Origin of the sequence: Pseudomonas sp. KB-10, assembly GCF_018221585.1 — a bacterium.
Lineage (GTDB): Bacteria > Pseudomonadota > Gammaproteobacteria > Pseudomonadales > Pseudomonadaceae > Aquipseudomonas > Aquipseudomonas yangonensis.
Genome location: NZ_QYYB01000002.1, coordinates 458,793 through 472,717, shown reverse-complemented (window position 1 = coordinate 472,717; position 13,925 = coordinate 458,793). Strand labels below are relative to the sequence as shown.

At 63.8% G+C, this 13,925-nt stretch carries 12 protein-coding genes and 1 pseudogene; 7 read left to right on the top strand and 6 right to left on the bottom strand.

What is annotated here, in order from left to right:
• Positions 1-4: 4 nt before the first annotated feature.
• Positions 5-1,558, top strand: coding sequence for a sigma-54-dependent transcriptional regulator (locus DXK50_RS07150; RefSeq protein WP_212629816.1), 1,554 nt, complete (start codon positions 5-7; stop codon positions 1,556-1,558).
• Between the two features lie 43 nt (positions 1,559-1,601).
• Here DXK50_RS07150 and DXK50_RS07145 read toward each other — a convergent pair whose 3' ends face one another.
• The 6 genes from DXK50_RS07145 to DXK50_RS07120 form a co-directional block, all read right to left on the bottom strand.
• Complete coding sequence (locus DXK50_RS07145; protein WP_212630000.1) at positions 1,602-2,255, bottom strand: DUF799 domain-containing protein; 654 nt, start codon at positions 2,253-2,255, stop codon at positions 1,602-1,604.
• A 14-nt stretch (positions 2,256-2,269) separates the two neighbouring features.
• The gene (locus DXK50_RS07140; RefSeq protein ID WP_161866696.1) at positions 2,270-2,617 is read right to left on the bottom strand and encodes a DUF4810 domain-containing protein; all 348 of its coding nucleotides are present in this window, start codon (positions 2,615-2,617) and stop codon (positions 2,270-2,272) included.
• 14 nt (positions 2,618-2,631) lie between these two features.
• Positions 2,632-3,300, bottom strand: coding sequence for a CsgG/HfaB family protein (locus DXK50_RS07135; protein WP_212629815.1), 669 nt, complete (start codon positions 3,298-3,300; stop codon positions 2,632-2,634).
• A gap of 340 nt (positions 3,301-3,640) precedes the next feature.
• A complete protein-coding gene (locus tag DXK50_RS07130; RefSeq protein WP_212629814.1) occupies positions 3,641-4,201 on the bottom strand; it encodes a nucleoside deaminase in 561 nt (186 codons plus the stop codon).
• Between the two features lie 229 nt (positions 4,202-4,430).
• On the bottom strand, positions 4,431-5,366 hold the full coding sequence (locus tag DXK50_RS07125) for a hydroxymethylglutaryl-CoA lyase (RefSeq protein WP_212629813.1): 936 nt from the start codon (positions 5,364-5,366) through the stop codon (positions 4,431-4,433).
• A 210-nt stretch (positions 5,367-5,576) separates the two neighbouring features.
• Positions 5,577-6,779, bottom strand: a complete 1,203-nt coding sequence (locus DXK50_RS07120) for a CaiB/BaiF CoA transferase family protein (protein ID WP_212629812.1) — start codon at positions 6,777-6,779, stop codon at positions 5,577-5,579.
• A 167-nt stretch (positions 6,780-6,946) separates the two neighbouring features.
• Between DXK50_RS07120 and DXK50_RS07115 the strand changes: the two genes are divergently transcribed.
• The 6 genes and pseudogenes from DXK50_RS07115 to DXK50_RS07095 all read left to right on the top strand — a co-directional run bounded on the left by DXK50_RS07115 (position 6,947) and on the right by DXK50_RS07095 (position 13,878).
• Entirely contained in the window at positions 6,947-7,867 is a 921-nt protein-coding gene (locus DXK50_RS07115) for a LysR family transcriptional regulator (protein ID WP_212629811.1), read from the top strand.
• A gap of 117 nt (positions 7,868-7,984) precedes the next feature.
• Positions 7,985-8,989, top strand: a complete 1,005-nt coding sequence (locus DXK50_RS07110; RefSeq protein WP_212629810.1) for a TRAP transporter substrate-binding protein — start codon at positions 7,985-7,987, stop codon at positions 8,987-8,989.
• Between the two features lie 264 nt (positions 8,990-9,253).
• A complete protein-coding gene (acs, locus tag DXK50_RS07105; protein WP_161866666.1) occupies positions 9,254-11,215 on the top strand; it encodes an acetate--CoA ligase in 1,962 nt (653 codons plus the stop codon).
• 201 nt (positions 11,216-11,416) lie between these two features.
• Positions 11,417-12,193 (top strand): annotated as a pseudogene (locus DXK50_RS25385) (CHASE3 domain-containing protein); the annotation flags it as partial.
• Positions 12,185-13,048, top strand: coding sequence for a methyl-accepting chemotaxis protein (locus DXK50_RS25380; RefSeq protein WP_461818591.1), 864 nt, complete (start codon positions 12,185-12,187; stop codon positions 13,046-13,048). The pseudogene DXK50_RS25385 and the gene DXK50_RS25380, both read left to right, overlap by 9 nt.
• A 50-nt stretch (positions 13,049-13,098) precedes the next feature.
• Entirely contained in the window at positions 13,099-13,878 is a 780-nt protein-coding gene (locus tag DXK50_RS07095) for an EAL domain-containing protein (protein WP_212629808.1), read from the top strand.
• Positions 13,879-13,925 lie beyond the last annotated feature (47 nt).

Below are 13,925 nucleotides of genomic sequence, written 5' to 3'. Positions count from 1 at the left end.
AGCCATGCGTATCAAGGTCCACTGCCAGAACCGTGTCGGCATCCTGCGTGACATCCTCAACCTGCTGGTCGACTACGGCATCAACGTCGCCCGTGGCGAAGTCGGGGGCGAGCAGGGCAATGCCATCTACCTGCACTGCCCGAATCTGATCAATCTGCAGTTCCAGTCGCTGAGGCCGAAGTTCGAAGCAATTCCCGGCGTATTCGGCGTCAAGCGTGTGGGGCTGATGCCCAGCGAGCGGCGCCATCTGGAGCTCAATGCGCTGCTCGGTGCGCTGGACTTCCCGGTGCTGTCCATCGACATGGCCGGCAGCATCGTCGCGGCCAACCGCAGCGCGGCGCAGCTGCTCGGCGTACGCGTGGACGAGGTGCCGGGCATGGCCCTGTCGCGCTACGCCGAGGATTTCGATCTGCCCGAACTGGTGCGCGCCAACAAGACGCGGATCAACGGCCTGCGGGTGAAGATCAAGGGCGATGTGTTTCTCGCCGATATCGCACCGCTGCAGAACGAGCATGACGACAGCGAGGCGCTGGCCGGCGCCGTGCTGACCCTGCACCGCGCAGACCGTGTCGGTGAGCGTATCTACCATGTGCGCAAGCAGGAGCTGCGCGGCTTCGACTCGATCTTCCAGAGCTCGAAGGTGATGGCGGCGGTGGTCAAGGAGGCGCGACGCATGGCGCCGTTGGATGCACCGCTGCTGATCGAGGGCGAAACCGGTACCGGCAAGGAGTTGCTGGCGCGCGCCTGCCACCTGGCCAGCCCGCGTGGGCAGTCACCCTTCATGGCGCTCAACTGCGCCGGCCTGCCCGAATCCATGGCCGAAACCGAGCTGTTTGGCTACGGCCCCGGCGCCTTCGAGGGCGCACGCTCGGAAGGCAAGCTGGGCCTGCTGGAGCTGACCGCTGGCGGCACGCTGTTTCTCGACGGCGTCGGCGAGATGAGCCCGCGCCTGCAGGCCAAACTATTGCGCTTTCTGCAGGACGGCTGCTTCCGCCGTGTCGGTAGCGACGAGGAGGTGTACCTCGATGTGCGGGTGATCTGCGCCACCCAGGTCGATCTTTCCGAGCTTTGCGCCCGTGGCGAGTTTCGCCAGGATCTCTATCACCGCCTTAACGTGCTCAGCCTGCATATTCCGCCCCTGCGCGAATGCCTCGACGGGCTGGAGCCGCTGGTCGAGCACTTTCTCGATTCGGCCAGTCGGCAGATCGGCTGTGCGCTGCCGAAGCTGGCGCCACAGGCCTTCGAGCGCATGGCCCATTACCACTGGCCGGGCAACGTGCGGCAGCTGGAGAACGTGCTGTTTCAGGCGGTTTCGCTATGCGACGGCGGCACGGTGAAGGCCGAGCATATCCGCCTGCCGGATTACGGCGCGCCGCAGCCGCTCGGTGAGTTTTCGGTCGACGGCAGCCTCGACGATATTCTCGGGCGCTTCGAGAAGGCGGTGCTGGAGCGCTTGTTTCGCGATCACCCGAGCAGCCGCCAGTTGGGCAAGCGTCTCGGTGTTTCCCATACCACCATCGCCAACAAGCTTCGGCAGCACGGGCTGGGCAAGGACTAGGAAGATGAGGCGAGCCCGATGATCCGGGCTCGCCCAAGGCGTTTCAGCGAGCGCTGACGGGCCGTGCGCGTGGGCCGGGCAGAATGCCATTGACCGGATTGCTGTTCAGCAGGCGGGCGCTGGTAATGCCGGCGATCTCATGGCCGCGATCGTTCAGGGTGTTCATCACCTGATTGACCAGGGCGGTAATCAGGATGCCGGCAAGGCCGCCGCCGTTGTTCTGCTGCTGCTCGGCACTGCTGGCCCGCGCAACGCCTTTCCACAGTTCCTTGCCGGTACGCAGGTCGACCAGAGTGGCGCTGGCGGCCACCACGACCTCGCTGCTGATCACCTTGTAACTGCTGCCGTACTCGGTCACGTCGATGTACAGCACCGTGTCGGCGCCGAAAATCTCGTAGAGCTTGTTCGGCGGGACTTCTCGGATTTCTTCGGCGTTGAGCAGGCCGTTCTGCTTGAACGTCTCGTTGACCACCGCCACCGGCAGCACGTAGTAGCCGGCTTCGCTCAGGGGCGCGGTGATATGCGAATAAACGCTGAAGGTCGCCTTGATGTCCGGCGACTTGTTGACTGGCGGCAGCACCAGAATTGAAGCCGGGCTGCTTTCCTTGAAGGCGCTGTAGTCATAAGGCTGCTGAGTCGCGCAGCCCGTCACCAGGGCGAGTACGGCGAGTGCCGCGAATGTTCTGATCGAGTTCATTAGAGGCATGTCGGTCACTTCGCTACATTGCGCATCAGAAAGTCCATGTACTGAGCGGACTCGGGGAACAGAGCTTTTTCGGTTTCGAATTGCTGGCGCACCTGATCGGGTTTGCCGATCTCCGCGTACAGCATCCCGAGGTGGGCATGGAAGCCCGGCGGCAGGGTGCGGTCGGCTGCGCGGGCTTTCTGCGCGCTGGCCTCCAGCGCGGCGATCTGTTCTTCGGTGCCGGTAGTGTTTTCGAAACGCTGGTAGACCTGCTGCTGATAGCCATCCCAGTAGTAGAGGGATTTGGGTTGCTGTGCGCAGCCCGCCAGCAGGGCGGTGGCCAGCAAGGTGGTGAGCAGAAGTGGGGATTTCATCGTGCGCTCCTCGCTCACTTGACCGGGCGCCAGGCGCCGCTGTCCATGCCATTGACCAGGGTGTTCACCGCCTCGCGAATCGCCAGGTCGAGGACCTTGCCGTTCAGCGTGGAGTCGTAGCTGGCGGTGCCGCCGAAGCCGATGATCTCGCGGTTCGACAGGGCGTATTCGCCGGCGCCCTGGCTGGAATACACCACTTCGGAAGTGGCGACGTCGACGATGTTGAGGTTCACCTTGGCGTAGGCGATCTGCTGTTTGCCACGGCCGAGGATGCCGAACAGTTGATGGTCGCCGACTTCCTTGCGGCCGAACTCGGTCACGTCACCAGTGACCACGTAGTTGGCGCCCTTGATCTGCTGAGCCTGCTTGGAGAAGCCCGACTCCTGCTGCAGCTCGCTGAGGTTGTCGCGGTCGAGCACGTTGAAGCGGTTCGACTGCTGCAGGTGGGTGATCAGGATGGTCTTGGCCTGCCCGCCAAGGCGGTCGACGCTGTCGCTGAAAATGCCGCGCAGGTAGCTGGAGCGGTTGTCGAACTTGCCTACGGCGATAGGGCTGCGCGGGCCGCTGTAGTGGCTGGTGGCGGTGTTGACCTTGGCGACTTCGAGGGTACGCGAGCTTTCGGTGGCGCAGCCAGCGAGCAGCACGAGCATGCCGGCGAGGCTGGCGGTGAGGATCTTGTTCATACGGATCTCGTTTGAAAATGGGCAGGGCGAGCCTGTAACGGGCAGAAGACCGCCGGACACTTCCACGAGATGGGACGCTAAGGACGTTGTTGCGCGTACTGGGCGAAGCGCTTGATGAGTCGATCCATGACGCCAACCCGGGAGACGGGTGCGGGGTGCTTCCTGCGCTGGCGATTCTAAAATCCGACGAGGCATTTTGCCAGCCATGCCTGTCATTGATGTGACGGCTTTGGCGCTAGCGCATTACTGCCCGTCCTGTCGCTCAACCAAGCCGGGCAGCGCGGGCTGGAATAATCACTTCAGCCGGAGTAGGGGCGTTTGGTAGAAGAAAAATCGTCGGTCAGGATTGCCGCTGACCGCGCCAGGCCTGGATGACGCGCTGGCGCAAGGTTTGGCGGTCCTGCAGGCGGCCGATGGCTTGTTCGGCCAGGTCGAGCCAGTAGGGATCGACCTCGGCCTGAACCAGCGAAAGGCCTGAGGCGAGATTGGCCCAGGCCGGTGGCAGGCGCCCGTGGCGCAGTGCGAAGCCGCCTTCGCGGTCGCGTGCCAGATAGCGCACACGGGTTATGCCGGCCAGCAGGATACGTCCGTAGCACATCAGGCAGGGTTCGAGGCTGACGTAGAGAGTCAGCCTGCGCCGGTCGACCTGTGCATGCTCTGTTTCGAGCTGATCGAGCACCTGCATCTCGGCGTGAGCGGCGCTGGCGTAGGCCGAGGCGAACACCTGATTGCGACCGCTGCAAAGCAGTTCGCCTGCCTCGTCCACCAGCACGGCGCCGACTGCGTAACAGCCTTCTTCAATGGCCAGCAGGGCCTGCTCGCAACACAGCCTGGCCCAGGTGTCATCGGCATGGGTGCTGGCAGGCGCTTGCTGCAGAAGGGCGAGATGCTCGGGGTTCATGGCGTTTCCAGACCGGCGAGGTGTCGGCGGAGTATGGCCTGCCATTTGGCCGGTGCCCTACGACCTTGGTGCAATAGGCAGGGTGGGAAGGCACGGCGACACTGAGCGCGTCCCGATCATCCTGCGTGATATGGGTGCAAGCGTTTCCGCATTTCTCTCGAGGAATGCCTTGAATGGGCGGGCGACCAATTTGGTCGCCCTTTTTTTTGCTCAACCTGACGACACGAATTCAGAGCCCGGCTTCCTGCATCCACTTCGGTTTCGGATAGCGGCGATCCGCTTTGCCCGCTTTGAGGATGGCGCCTGGCACATCGTGGCCGATCAGCTCGGGCAGGGTGGCGGCGGCTTCGAGCAGGGCATCGAGATTCATGCCGGTCTCCAGGCCCATGCGCTGGAACATGTGCACCAGGTCCTCGGTGCAGATATTGCCGCTGGCACCCGGTGCGTAGGGGCAGCCGCCGAGACCGCCGAGGGACGCGTCGAAGCGGTCGATGCCGGCGTTCAGCGCCGCCAGGGCATTGGCCAGGCCCATGCCACGGGTGTTGTGGAAATGCGCGGTGAACACTGCTTCAGGCCAGCGCTGCAAAGCCTCGCGGCAGATGCGCTCGACCTGCGCCGGATCCGCCATGCCGGTGGTGTCGCACAGGGTCACGCCCTGCACGCCGGTCTCCAGCAGACGCTCGGTCAGTTCATACACGCGGGCCTCGGGTACTTCACCCTCGAAAGGGCAGCCGAAGGTGGTCGACAGCGAGGCGTTGACGAAGACGCCGCTGCCGCGTGTGACCTCGATGATTTCGCGAAACTGCGCCAGGGACTGCTCCGGCGTCATGCGCAGGTTGGCCAGGCCGTGGGCGTCGCTGGCTGACATCACCAGGTTGATCTCGTCCACTTCGCACGACAGCGCGCGCTCGCAGCCCTTCACATTAGGCACCAGCACGGTGTACTCGACGCCCACCACGCGCTGGATGCCGCGCATCACCTCTTCGGCATCGCGCAGGTTGGGAATGGCTTTGGGCGAGGTGAAGGAGGTGACTTCGATTTTGGCCAGGCCGGTGTGGGACAGGCGGTCGATCAGGGCGATCTTGTCTTCGGTGGGCACGAAGGTGGCTTCGATCTGGAAGCCGTCGCGGGTGGCGACGTCCTGGATGTAAAGGCGTTTGCTCATGGTAAACCCTCAAGATGAGCGGCAAGCGACGTAGGATGCGCTGTGCGCACCCGCTTTTATGGGGTGGGTGGTGGACAAGCTTCGCGTTGGCTACGCGCCCCGGTCCACCCTACGGGTACTCGGCAGCCCTTGTAGCCCGGATGCAATCCGCGAAATGCGTCGGCGATCCCCGGATTTCATCCGGGCTACGGGCTATCCATTCCGCGTGGTTCAGATGACGCCGCGCTCGCGCAGGCCGGCGACCTGTTCCGCGCTCAGGCCAAGCCCGGCGAGGATATCGTCGTTGTGCTCGCCCAGTTGCGGGCCGCCGCTGCCGATGCGGCCCGGTGTGCGGCTGAGTTTGGGCAGCACGCCCGGCACCTTGAGCGGGCCGACGCTGGTCTGCACCTGCTCGATCATCTGCCGCGCCAGGTAGTGCGGGTCCTGCACGATGTCGGCGGCGGTGTAGGGGTAGCCGGCCGGCACGCGGGCGCCCTTGAGCGCTTCGATCACTTCATCGCGGCCGCGCTGGGCGGTCCACTCGGCGATGGCGCCGTCGATCAGCTCGGCGTGCTGGCTGCGCCCGTCGTTCTGCGCCAGACGCGGGTCGTTGCCCAGGTCGTCGCGGCCGATCAGGCTCATCAGGCGCTTGTAGATGCTGTCGCCATTGCCGGCGATCAGCACGTAGCTGCCATCCTTGCAGGGATAGGAGTTGGACGGGGTGATGCCGGGCAGGGCGCTGCCGGCCGGCTCGCGGATGTAGCCGAAGGCGTCGTATTCGGGAATCAGGCTTTCCATCATGGCGAATACCGACTCGTACAGCGCCACGTCGATTTCCTGGCCTTCACCGCTGCGCGCCCGCTCCTGCAGGGCCAGCAGCACGCCGATCACGCCGTACAGCGAGGACAGCGAATCGCCGATGCTGATGCCCACGCGCACCGGCGCCTGGCCGGGGTAGCCGGAGAGGTGGCGCAGGCCGCCCATGGCTTCGCCGATCACGCCGAAGCCCGGCAGGTCACGGTAGGGGCCGGTCTGCCCGTAGCCGGAGATGCGCAGCATGATCAGCCGCGGGTTGATCGCCTTCAGCGCCTCGTAGCCCAGGCCCCAGCCTTCCAGCGTGCCGGGGCGGAAGTTCTCCACCAGTACGTCGGCCTCGGCCACCAGCTTGCGGACGATGTCCTGGGCTTCGGCCTGTTTCAGGTCGAGGGTCAGCGAGCGTTTGTTGCGCGACTGCACGTGCCACCAGAGCGAGGTGCCGTCCTTGATCTTGCGCCACTTGCGCAGCGGGTCGCCGACGCCCGGCGGCTCGATCTTGATCACGTCGGCGCCGAATTCGCCGAGCAGCTTGCTGGCGAAGGGACCGGCGATGAGCTGGCCCATCTCGATCACCTTGAGCCCCTGCAGGGCCATGTTGCTGGTGTTGCTCTGAGTCATGGCTGCACCCGATTTGCCTGTGCGTTTCTCGTGGTGCGCAGAATGGCGCAGCGGCGCGATGCCGACAATTGCTCAATGGCCAAGCTGGGCTTCGCGTATCGCGAAGTGGCATGCTGTAAATCAGCCTTCTGGCAGCTTCGCTTCGCCAGGCACGAAATGGAGAACCCATGCGCCGCATCGATTTCGTCACCCTCAAGTTGTTCGTCGCCATCGCCGACGAACGCAGCCTGACCCGCGCCGCCGAGCGCGAGCACCTGGCCCTGGCGGCGGTGAGCAAGCGCGTCAGCGACCTGGAAAACCAGCTCGGCATCGCGTTGCTCTATCGTCAGCCCAAGGGCGTCGAGCTGACCCCGGCCGGCCACGCGCTGCTGCACCACGCGCGCAACATGATGGACAACCTCGAACAGCTCAATGCCGATCTCAGCGAGTTCAGCGAGGGGGTCAAGGGTCATGTGCGCATCCATGCCAACACCTCGGCGGTGATCGAGTTCCTGCCCGAGGACCTGGCCAGCTTCAGCCGCCTTCACCCGCAGGTGAAGATCGACCTGGAGGAGCGGGTCAGCAGCGAAACCATCCGCGCCGTGCGCGAGGGGCTGACCGATATCGGCATCTTCGCCGGGCATGTGCCGGCCGAGGATCTGCAGGTGTTCACCTACCGCCACGACCAGCTGGTATTGGTCACTCCGCGCGAGCATCCCCTGGCCGAACGCGACGGCCTGTTCCTGCGCGAGGCGGTGGGCTTCGACTTCATCGGCCTGCAGCAGGACGCTTCCCTGCACAGCCTGCTGCAGCACTCGGCGCACAGCCAGGGTGTGGCCTTGCGCCTGCGCATCCAGGTACGCAGCTTCGAGGCCATCTGCCGGATGATCCACACCGGCATGGGTGTCGGCGTATTGCCGGATCTGGCGGTGCGCACCTACCTGCCGGCGCTGGATGTGCGGGTGATCCCGCTGTACGACCCCTGGGCCCGGCGCGAACTCAAGGTGGCGGTGCGTAACCAGGACAACCTTTCGCTGACCGCGAAGCAGATGCTCGATCATCTGCGTAACAGCTCATGGGTAGAGGGGCCTTCGGCGCTGCCTTCGTGAATGCCGAAGGCTCGCTTGTTCAAATATGAATTTCAGCTTGTGCAAGGGCGCAGTAGAGTCCGGGCCAATCGAAGGGTTTCTCCTTCGACGCTCAGACAAAAACAACAGGAGCTCTCCATGAAGTTCTCATTCGTCCGCCGTGGCCTGGCCGGTGTGCTCGCCGGTTGCGCACTGCTCGGCGCGCTGACGGCCCACGCAGCCGATCCGATCTTGATCAAGTTCTCCCATATCACTGCCGACAGCACGCCCAAGGGCCAGGGCGCGCTGATGTTCAAGAAGCTGGTTGAGGAGCGCCTGGCCGGCAAGGTCAAGGTCGAGGTCTACGCCAACTCGTCACTCTATGGCGACGGCAAGGAAATGGAGGCGCTGTTGCTGAACGAGGTGCAGATGCTGGCGCCGGCACCCTCCAAGCTGGAGCAGTACACCAAGCAGTTGCAGCTGTTCGACCTGATGTTCCTGTTCGATGACGTGGCTGCCGCGCAGCGCTTCCAGTCCTCGGAAAAGGGCAGGGCGCTGCTCAAGTCGATGGAGGGCAAGGGCATCACCGGCCTGGCCTACTGGCTCAACGGTATGCGTCAGCTCACCGCCAACAAGCCGCTGGTGGAGCCAAGCGACGCCCGTGGGCAGAAATTCCGCGTGCAGCCGTCCGACCTGCAGGCCGCGCAGTACAGCGCCCTGCGCGCGGTGCCGCGCAAGATGGCCTTCGCCGAAATCTACCAGGGCCTGCAGACCGGTGTGGTCAACGCCCAGGACAATCCCTGGTCGAACATCTACTCGCAGAAGTACTTCGAGGTGCAGAAGTACATGACCGAGTCCAACCATGCCATCGGCAACTACCTGCTGATCACCAATACCCAGTTCTGGAACGGCCTGCCGGCGGACATCCGTAGCGAGCTGGAGCAGATCGTCGACGAGGTGACCGTCGAGGTGAACAAACAGGCCGAGGCGCTGAACGCCGAAGCGCGCCAGGCGATTCTCGATACCGGCAAGAGCGAGATCATCACCCTGACGCCCGAGCAGCGCGCCGCCTGGCGTGATGCGGTGCGCCCGGCCTGGAAGAAGTTCGAAGCGGAGATCGGTCTTGATGTGATCGAGGCCGCGCAGGCCGCCAATCAACGGTGAGCCCCATGACCGTCCCGGGCCCACGCACCCGGGGCGGTCTTTTACCCGCCGTTGACTCTGCGTCTACCTCTGTACCCGGCCTAGTGCCGGGTTTTTTGCGCCGTGTCGACGTATCCCTGGCGCTGCCGAATTGGCTTGGCAAGCGCCGGAAACTGTTGCAAGACCATGGTCTTAGAGCGGTAAGACCATGGTCGAATGGCCTCACGAAGGGGCGGGGGATACAAAAGGCAGCATACAAAAACAACTACCCGCCGAGGTGATTCCATGAGTGCTGCGTCTCTTTACCCTGTGCGCCCTGAAGTGGCTGCACGGACCCTGACCGACGAGGCCACCTACAAGGCCATGTACCAACAGTCCGTGGTCAACCCCGAGGGTTTCTGGCGCGAGCAGGGCAAACGGATCGACTGGATCAAGCCCTACACCAAGGTCAAGCAGACCTCCTTCGACGATCACCACGTCGATATCAAGTGGTACGCCGACGGCACCCTGAACGTCTCCTACAACTGCCTCGACCGGCACCTGGAAGAGCGCGGTGATCAGGTCGCGATCATCTGGGAAGGCGACGATCCGTCCGAGCACAAGGAAATCACCTACCGCGAGCTGCACGAGCAAGTGTGCAAGCTTGCCAATGCTCTGCGCGGCCAGGACGTGCACCGCGGCGACGTGGTGACCATCTACATGCCGATGATTCCAGAAGCGGCCGTCGCCATGCTGGCCTGTGCCCGGATCGGCGCGATCCATTCTGTGGTGTTCGGTGGCTTCTCCCCGGAGGCGCTGGCCGGTCGCATCATCGACTGCAAGTCCAAGGTAGTGATCACCGCGGACGAGGGCGTGCGTGGCGGCAAGAAAGTGCCGCTGAAGGCCAACGTCGACGATGCGCTGACCAACCCTGAAACCAACAGCGTGCAGAAGATCATCGTGGTCAACCGCACGGGTGGCCAGATCAAGTGGAACCAGCACCGCGACATCTGGTACGAAGACCTGATGAAGGTCGCCGGCAGCGTCTGCGCGCCGAAGGAAATGGGCGCCGAGGAAGCGCTGTTCATCCTCTATACCTCCGGTTCCACCGGCAAACCTAAGGGCGTGCTGCACACTACCGGCGGCTACCTGACCTACGCTTCGCTGACTCACGAGCGCGTATTCGACTACCGCCCCGGCGAGGTGTTCTGGTGCACCGCCGACATCGGTTGGGTCACCGGACACACCTACCTGATCTACGGGCCGCTGGCCAACGGCGCCACCACCCTGATGTTCGAAGGCGTACCGAACTACCCGGACGTCACCCGCGTGGCGAAGATCATCGACAAGCACAAGGTCAATATCCTCTACACCGCACCGACCGCGATTCGCGCCATGATGGCCGAGGGCAAGGCCGCAGTCGAAGGGGCCGATGGCTCCAGCCTGCGTCTGCTGGGTTCGGTGGGCGAGCCGATCAACCCTGAGGCCTGGCAGTGGTACTACGAGAACGTCGGTCAGAGCCGTTGCCCGATCGTCGACACCTGGTGGCAGACCGAAACCGGCGCGTGCCTGATGACTCCGCTGCCGGGTGCTCACCCGATGAAGCCGGGCTCCGCGGCGCGTCCGTTCTTCGGCGTGCAGCCGGCGCTGGTGGACAATCTGGGCAACATCATCGAGGGGCCGGCCGAAGGCAACCTGGTGATCATCGACTCCTGGCCGGGACAGGCGCGCACCCTGTTCGGCGACCACGATCGTTTCGTCGATACCTACTTCAAGACCTTCAAGGGCATGTACTTCACCGGTGACGGTGCGCGCCGTGACGAAGATGGCTACTGGTGGATTACCGGTCGCGTCGACGACGTGCTCAACGTTTCCGGCCACCGCATGGGCACTGCCGAGGTCGAGAGCGCCATGGTCGCCCACCCGAAAGTGGCCGAGGCCGCTGTGGTCGGTGTGCCGCACGACATCAAGGGCCAGGGCATCTACGTCTACGTCACCCTGAACGCTGGCGAGGAACCCTCCGAGCAGCTGCGTCAGGAACTGCGCAACTGGGTGCGCAAGGAGATCGGCCCGATCGCCACGCCGGACGTGATCCAGTGGGCGCCTGGCCTGCCGAAGACCCGTTCGGGCAAGATCATGCGCCGTATCCTGCGCAAGATCGCCACCGCCGAATACGATGCACTCGGCGACATCTCCACGCTGGCCGATCCTGGCGTGGTGCAGCACCTCATCGATACGCATCGCCAGATGCAATCCGCCTGCGCCTGACCGGCAACGGCATCTGCGAAGACCCCGCCCGGCCAAAAGCCCGGCGGGGTTTTTCTTTTCCGGCTGCCGGAGCAGGCAAAAGTTGTACATAAGATTTTGTTTGTACAGTTATTGTATCGATATGCATAATGGCGCACTGCCAGCCGGTGCGGTCGACTTACGCACCTCTGTCCGCTCATCCCTGACGACTCAGAGGTTCACATGCTTGCCAATCTCAATATCTCCCAGAAGCTGTACGCGGGTTTCGGCGTCGTCCTGCTGATCATTCTCCTGCTGGTGCTGTCCACCTGGCGCGGCTTCGACCAGGTCGAGCGCGCGGTGCGGCTGAACATTCATACCTATGACGTGATCATCGAATCGGGCGATTTGCTGGCCAGTCTGATCAACATCGAAACCGGTGCACGAGGCTTCGTGATCACCGGGCGTGATCAGTTCCTAGGCCCCATGCAGACCGGCGAGAAGGACTTTCGCGAGCATATGGCCCATGTGCGCCAGCTGACCCGTGACAACCCCGCCCAGCAGCGGCGCTTCGACGAACTGCAGGCGCTGCATGACCAGTGGCTGAGCGAGGACATCAATGGCTATATCGAATTGCGGCGCCAGGTCAGTACCGCGTCACGGGACTTCGATGCGCTGGTCGAACGGATCTCGGCGGGCAATGCCAAGGTCAGGATGGACGCCATGCGCCGCATCCTGGGTGAGGTCCAGGCCGAAGAGCGCGCGTTGCTGGAGCAGCGTACGGGATCGATGAATGCCGCCAAATCCCTGTCACTGGTGATTCTGCTGGTCGGCGGGTTGATCGCCACTGCGTTGGCCGTCAGTGTCGCCTTTCTGCTTTCGCGCAGCATCGCCGGGCGCCTGCAACAGGTTGTCGAAGTGGCGCGAGACATTGCTCAGGGGCGCCTGGACTCGCGGATCGAGCGTGCCGGAAGCGACGAGATCGGTGTGCTGCTCGATGCCTTCGACACCATGCAGCAGCGCCTGCGCGAGATGATCGGGCAGATCCGTGCCGGTGCCGTCCAGCTGGTCGAGGCGGCGCAGAACATTTCCAGTGCTTCCACCCAGTTGTCCGTCTCCACTCAGGAGCAATCACAAGCGGCTTCGAGCATGGCGGCGACGGTGGAGGAGCTGACCGTGAGCATCAATCACGTCGCTGACAACGCCAACGAGGCGCATGGGCTGTCCAGCGATTCGGGCCGGCAGTCGGCCGAGGGTGGCGCGGTCATCCAGGAAACCCTCGTCAGCATGCAGCGTATCGCCGACACCGTGCAGGGCGCGGCGGCGCAGATCGCCGAGCTGGGCCAGCATTCGGATCAGATCTCCTCGATCGTCAACGTGATCAAGGAAATCGCTGATCAGACCAACCTGCTGGCGCTCAACGCGGCCATCGAGGCGGCGCGGGCCGGCGAGCAGGGGCGTGGCTTCGCCGTGGTGGCCGACGAGGTGCGCCTGCTGGCGCAGCGCACCGCCAACTCCACCCAGGAGATCACCGAGATGATCAAGAAAATTCAGGTGGGAACGCGCAACGCGGTCAGCAACATGGAGGTGGGCGTGCAGCAGGTCAGTGGCGGCGTGGAGCAGGCCAGCCAGGCCGGCGATGCCATCGTCGCCATTCGCCAGGCATCTGGGCGCGTGGTCGATGTGGTCGATCAGATTTCCCTGGCGCTGCGCGAGCAGACCGTGGCCAGCCAGGACGTGGCGCGCAACGTCGAACGCATCGCGCAGATGTCGATGCACAACAGCGAGGCGGTGGCCGAAACCTCGCGCACGGCGCAGGGGCTGCAAACGTTGGCCTTGTCTCTGGAAAAACAGGTCGCCTCCTTCAGATTTTGACTAGGCTGACAATGGAGGGTCACCAAGTCTTGTTCTATAAGGAAGCGTCGATGGGTATCGCCAGCCAGAGCATTTTTCCGCAGCCATTTCGCGCCGTAGGCTGCGCCGAATGTCGTAACGCCGAGGCCCTGGGGTTCGACTTCACTATGGCGTTCCAGCTGATCGTCGATGTACAGGAACACCGGCCGTTCGCCTATGAGGCCCTGGTGCGTGGCTGCAACGGAGAGTCGGCCGGCGAGGTGCTGGGGCGGGTCAACGATGGCAACCGCTATCGCTTCGACCAGGCCTGTCGGGTCAAGGCCATCGAGCAGGCGGCAACGCTCGGGCTGCTCGATGTGCCGGATTGTCTGCTCAGCATCAATTTTCTGCCCAACGCGGTGTATCGCGCCGAGACCTGCATCCGCGCCACCCTGGAGGCGGCGCAGCGCTTCGACTTCCCGCGCGAGCGGCTGATGTTCGAAGTGACCGAGGGCGAGCAGATCCACGATGCCGAGCACCTCAAGCGGATCTTCGCCGAGTACGGCAAACAGGGCTTCACCACCGCCATCGATGATTTCGGCGCCGGCTATTCAGGGCTCAACCTGTTGGCCGAATTCCAGCCACACGTGCTCAAGCTGGATATGGCACTGACCCGTGGTATCGACCAGGACCCGGTGCGCCAGGCGATAGTCGCCGGTATCGTGCTGGTGGCCAGTCGGCTGGATATCCGCATCATCGCCGAGGGAATCGAAAGTGCAGGGGAGCGTGATGCCCTGCGCGAATTGGGCGTTCGCTACATGCAGGGCTTTCTCTTCGCGCGTCCGGCGCTGGACCGGCTCTGCCTGCCCTGACGGAAAAGAAAACGCCCCGATAGCCAACGACCACCGGGGCGCAGGAA

Excerpts from the sequence above, each read along its gene's own strand:
- DXK50_RS07150 (WP_212629816.1), top strand. The coding sequence starts at position 5 with ATGCGTATCAAGGTCCACTGCCAGAACCGTGTCGGCATCCTGCGTGAC.
- DXK50_RS07145 (WP_212630000.1), bottom strand. The coding sequence starts at position 2,255 with ATGAACTCGATCAGAACATTCGCGGCACTCGCCGTACTCGCCCTGGTG.
- DXK50_RS07140 (WP_161866696.1), bottom strand. The coding sequence starts at position 2,617 with ATGAAATCCCCACTTCTGCTCACCACCTTGCTGGCCACCGCCCTGCTG.
- DXK50_RS07135 (WP_212629815.1), bottom strand. The coding sequence starts at position 3,300 with ATGAACAAGATCCTCACCGCCAGCCTCGCCGGCATGCTCGTGCTGCTC.
- DXK50_RS07130 (WP_212629814.1), bottom strand. The coding sequence starts at position 4,201 with ATGAACCCCGAGCATCTCGCCCTTCTGCAGCAAGCGCCTGCCAGCACC.
- DXK50_RS07125 (WP_212629813.1), bottom strand. The coding sequence starts at position 5,366 with ATGAGCAAACGCCTTTACATCCAGGACGTCGCCACCCGCGACGGCTTC.
- DXK50_RS07120 (WP_212629812.1), bottom strand. The coding sequence starts at position 6,779 with ATGACTCAGAGCAACACCAGCAACATGGCCCTGCAGGGGCTCAAGGTG.
- DXK50_RS07115 (WP_212629811.1), top strand. The coding sequence starts at position 6,947 with ATGCGCCGCATCGATTTCGTCACCCTCAAGTTGTTCGTCGCCATCGCC.
- DXK50_RS07110 (WP_212629810.1), top strand. The coding sequence starts at position 7,985 with ATGAAGTTCTCATTCGTCCGCCGTGGCCTGGCCGGTGTGCTCGCCGGT.
- acs (WP_161866666.1), top strand. The coding sequence starts at position 9,254 with ATGAGTGCTGCGTCTCTTTACCCTGTGCGCCCTGAAGTGGCTGCACGG.
- DXK50_RS25380 (WP_461818591.1), top strand. The coding sequence starts at position 12,185 with ATGCAGCAGCGCCTGCGCGAGATGATCGGGCAGATCCGTGCCGGTGCC.
- DXK50_RS07095 (WP_212629808.1), top strand. The coding sequence starts at position 13,099 with ATGGGTATCGCCAGCCAGAGCATTTTTCCGCAGCCATTTCGCGCCGTA.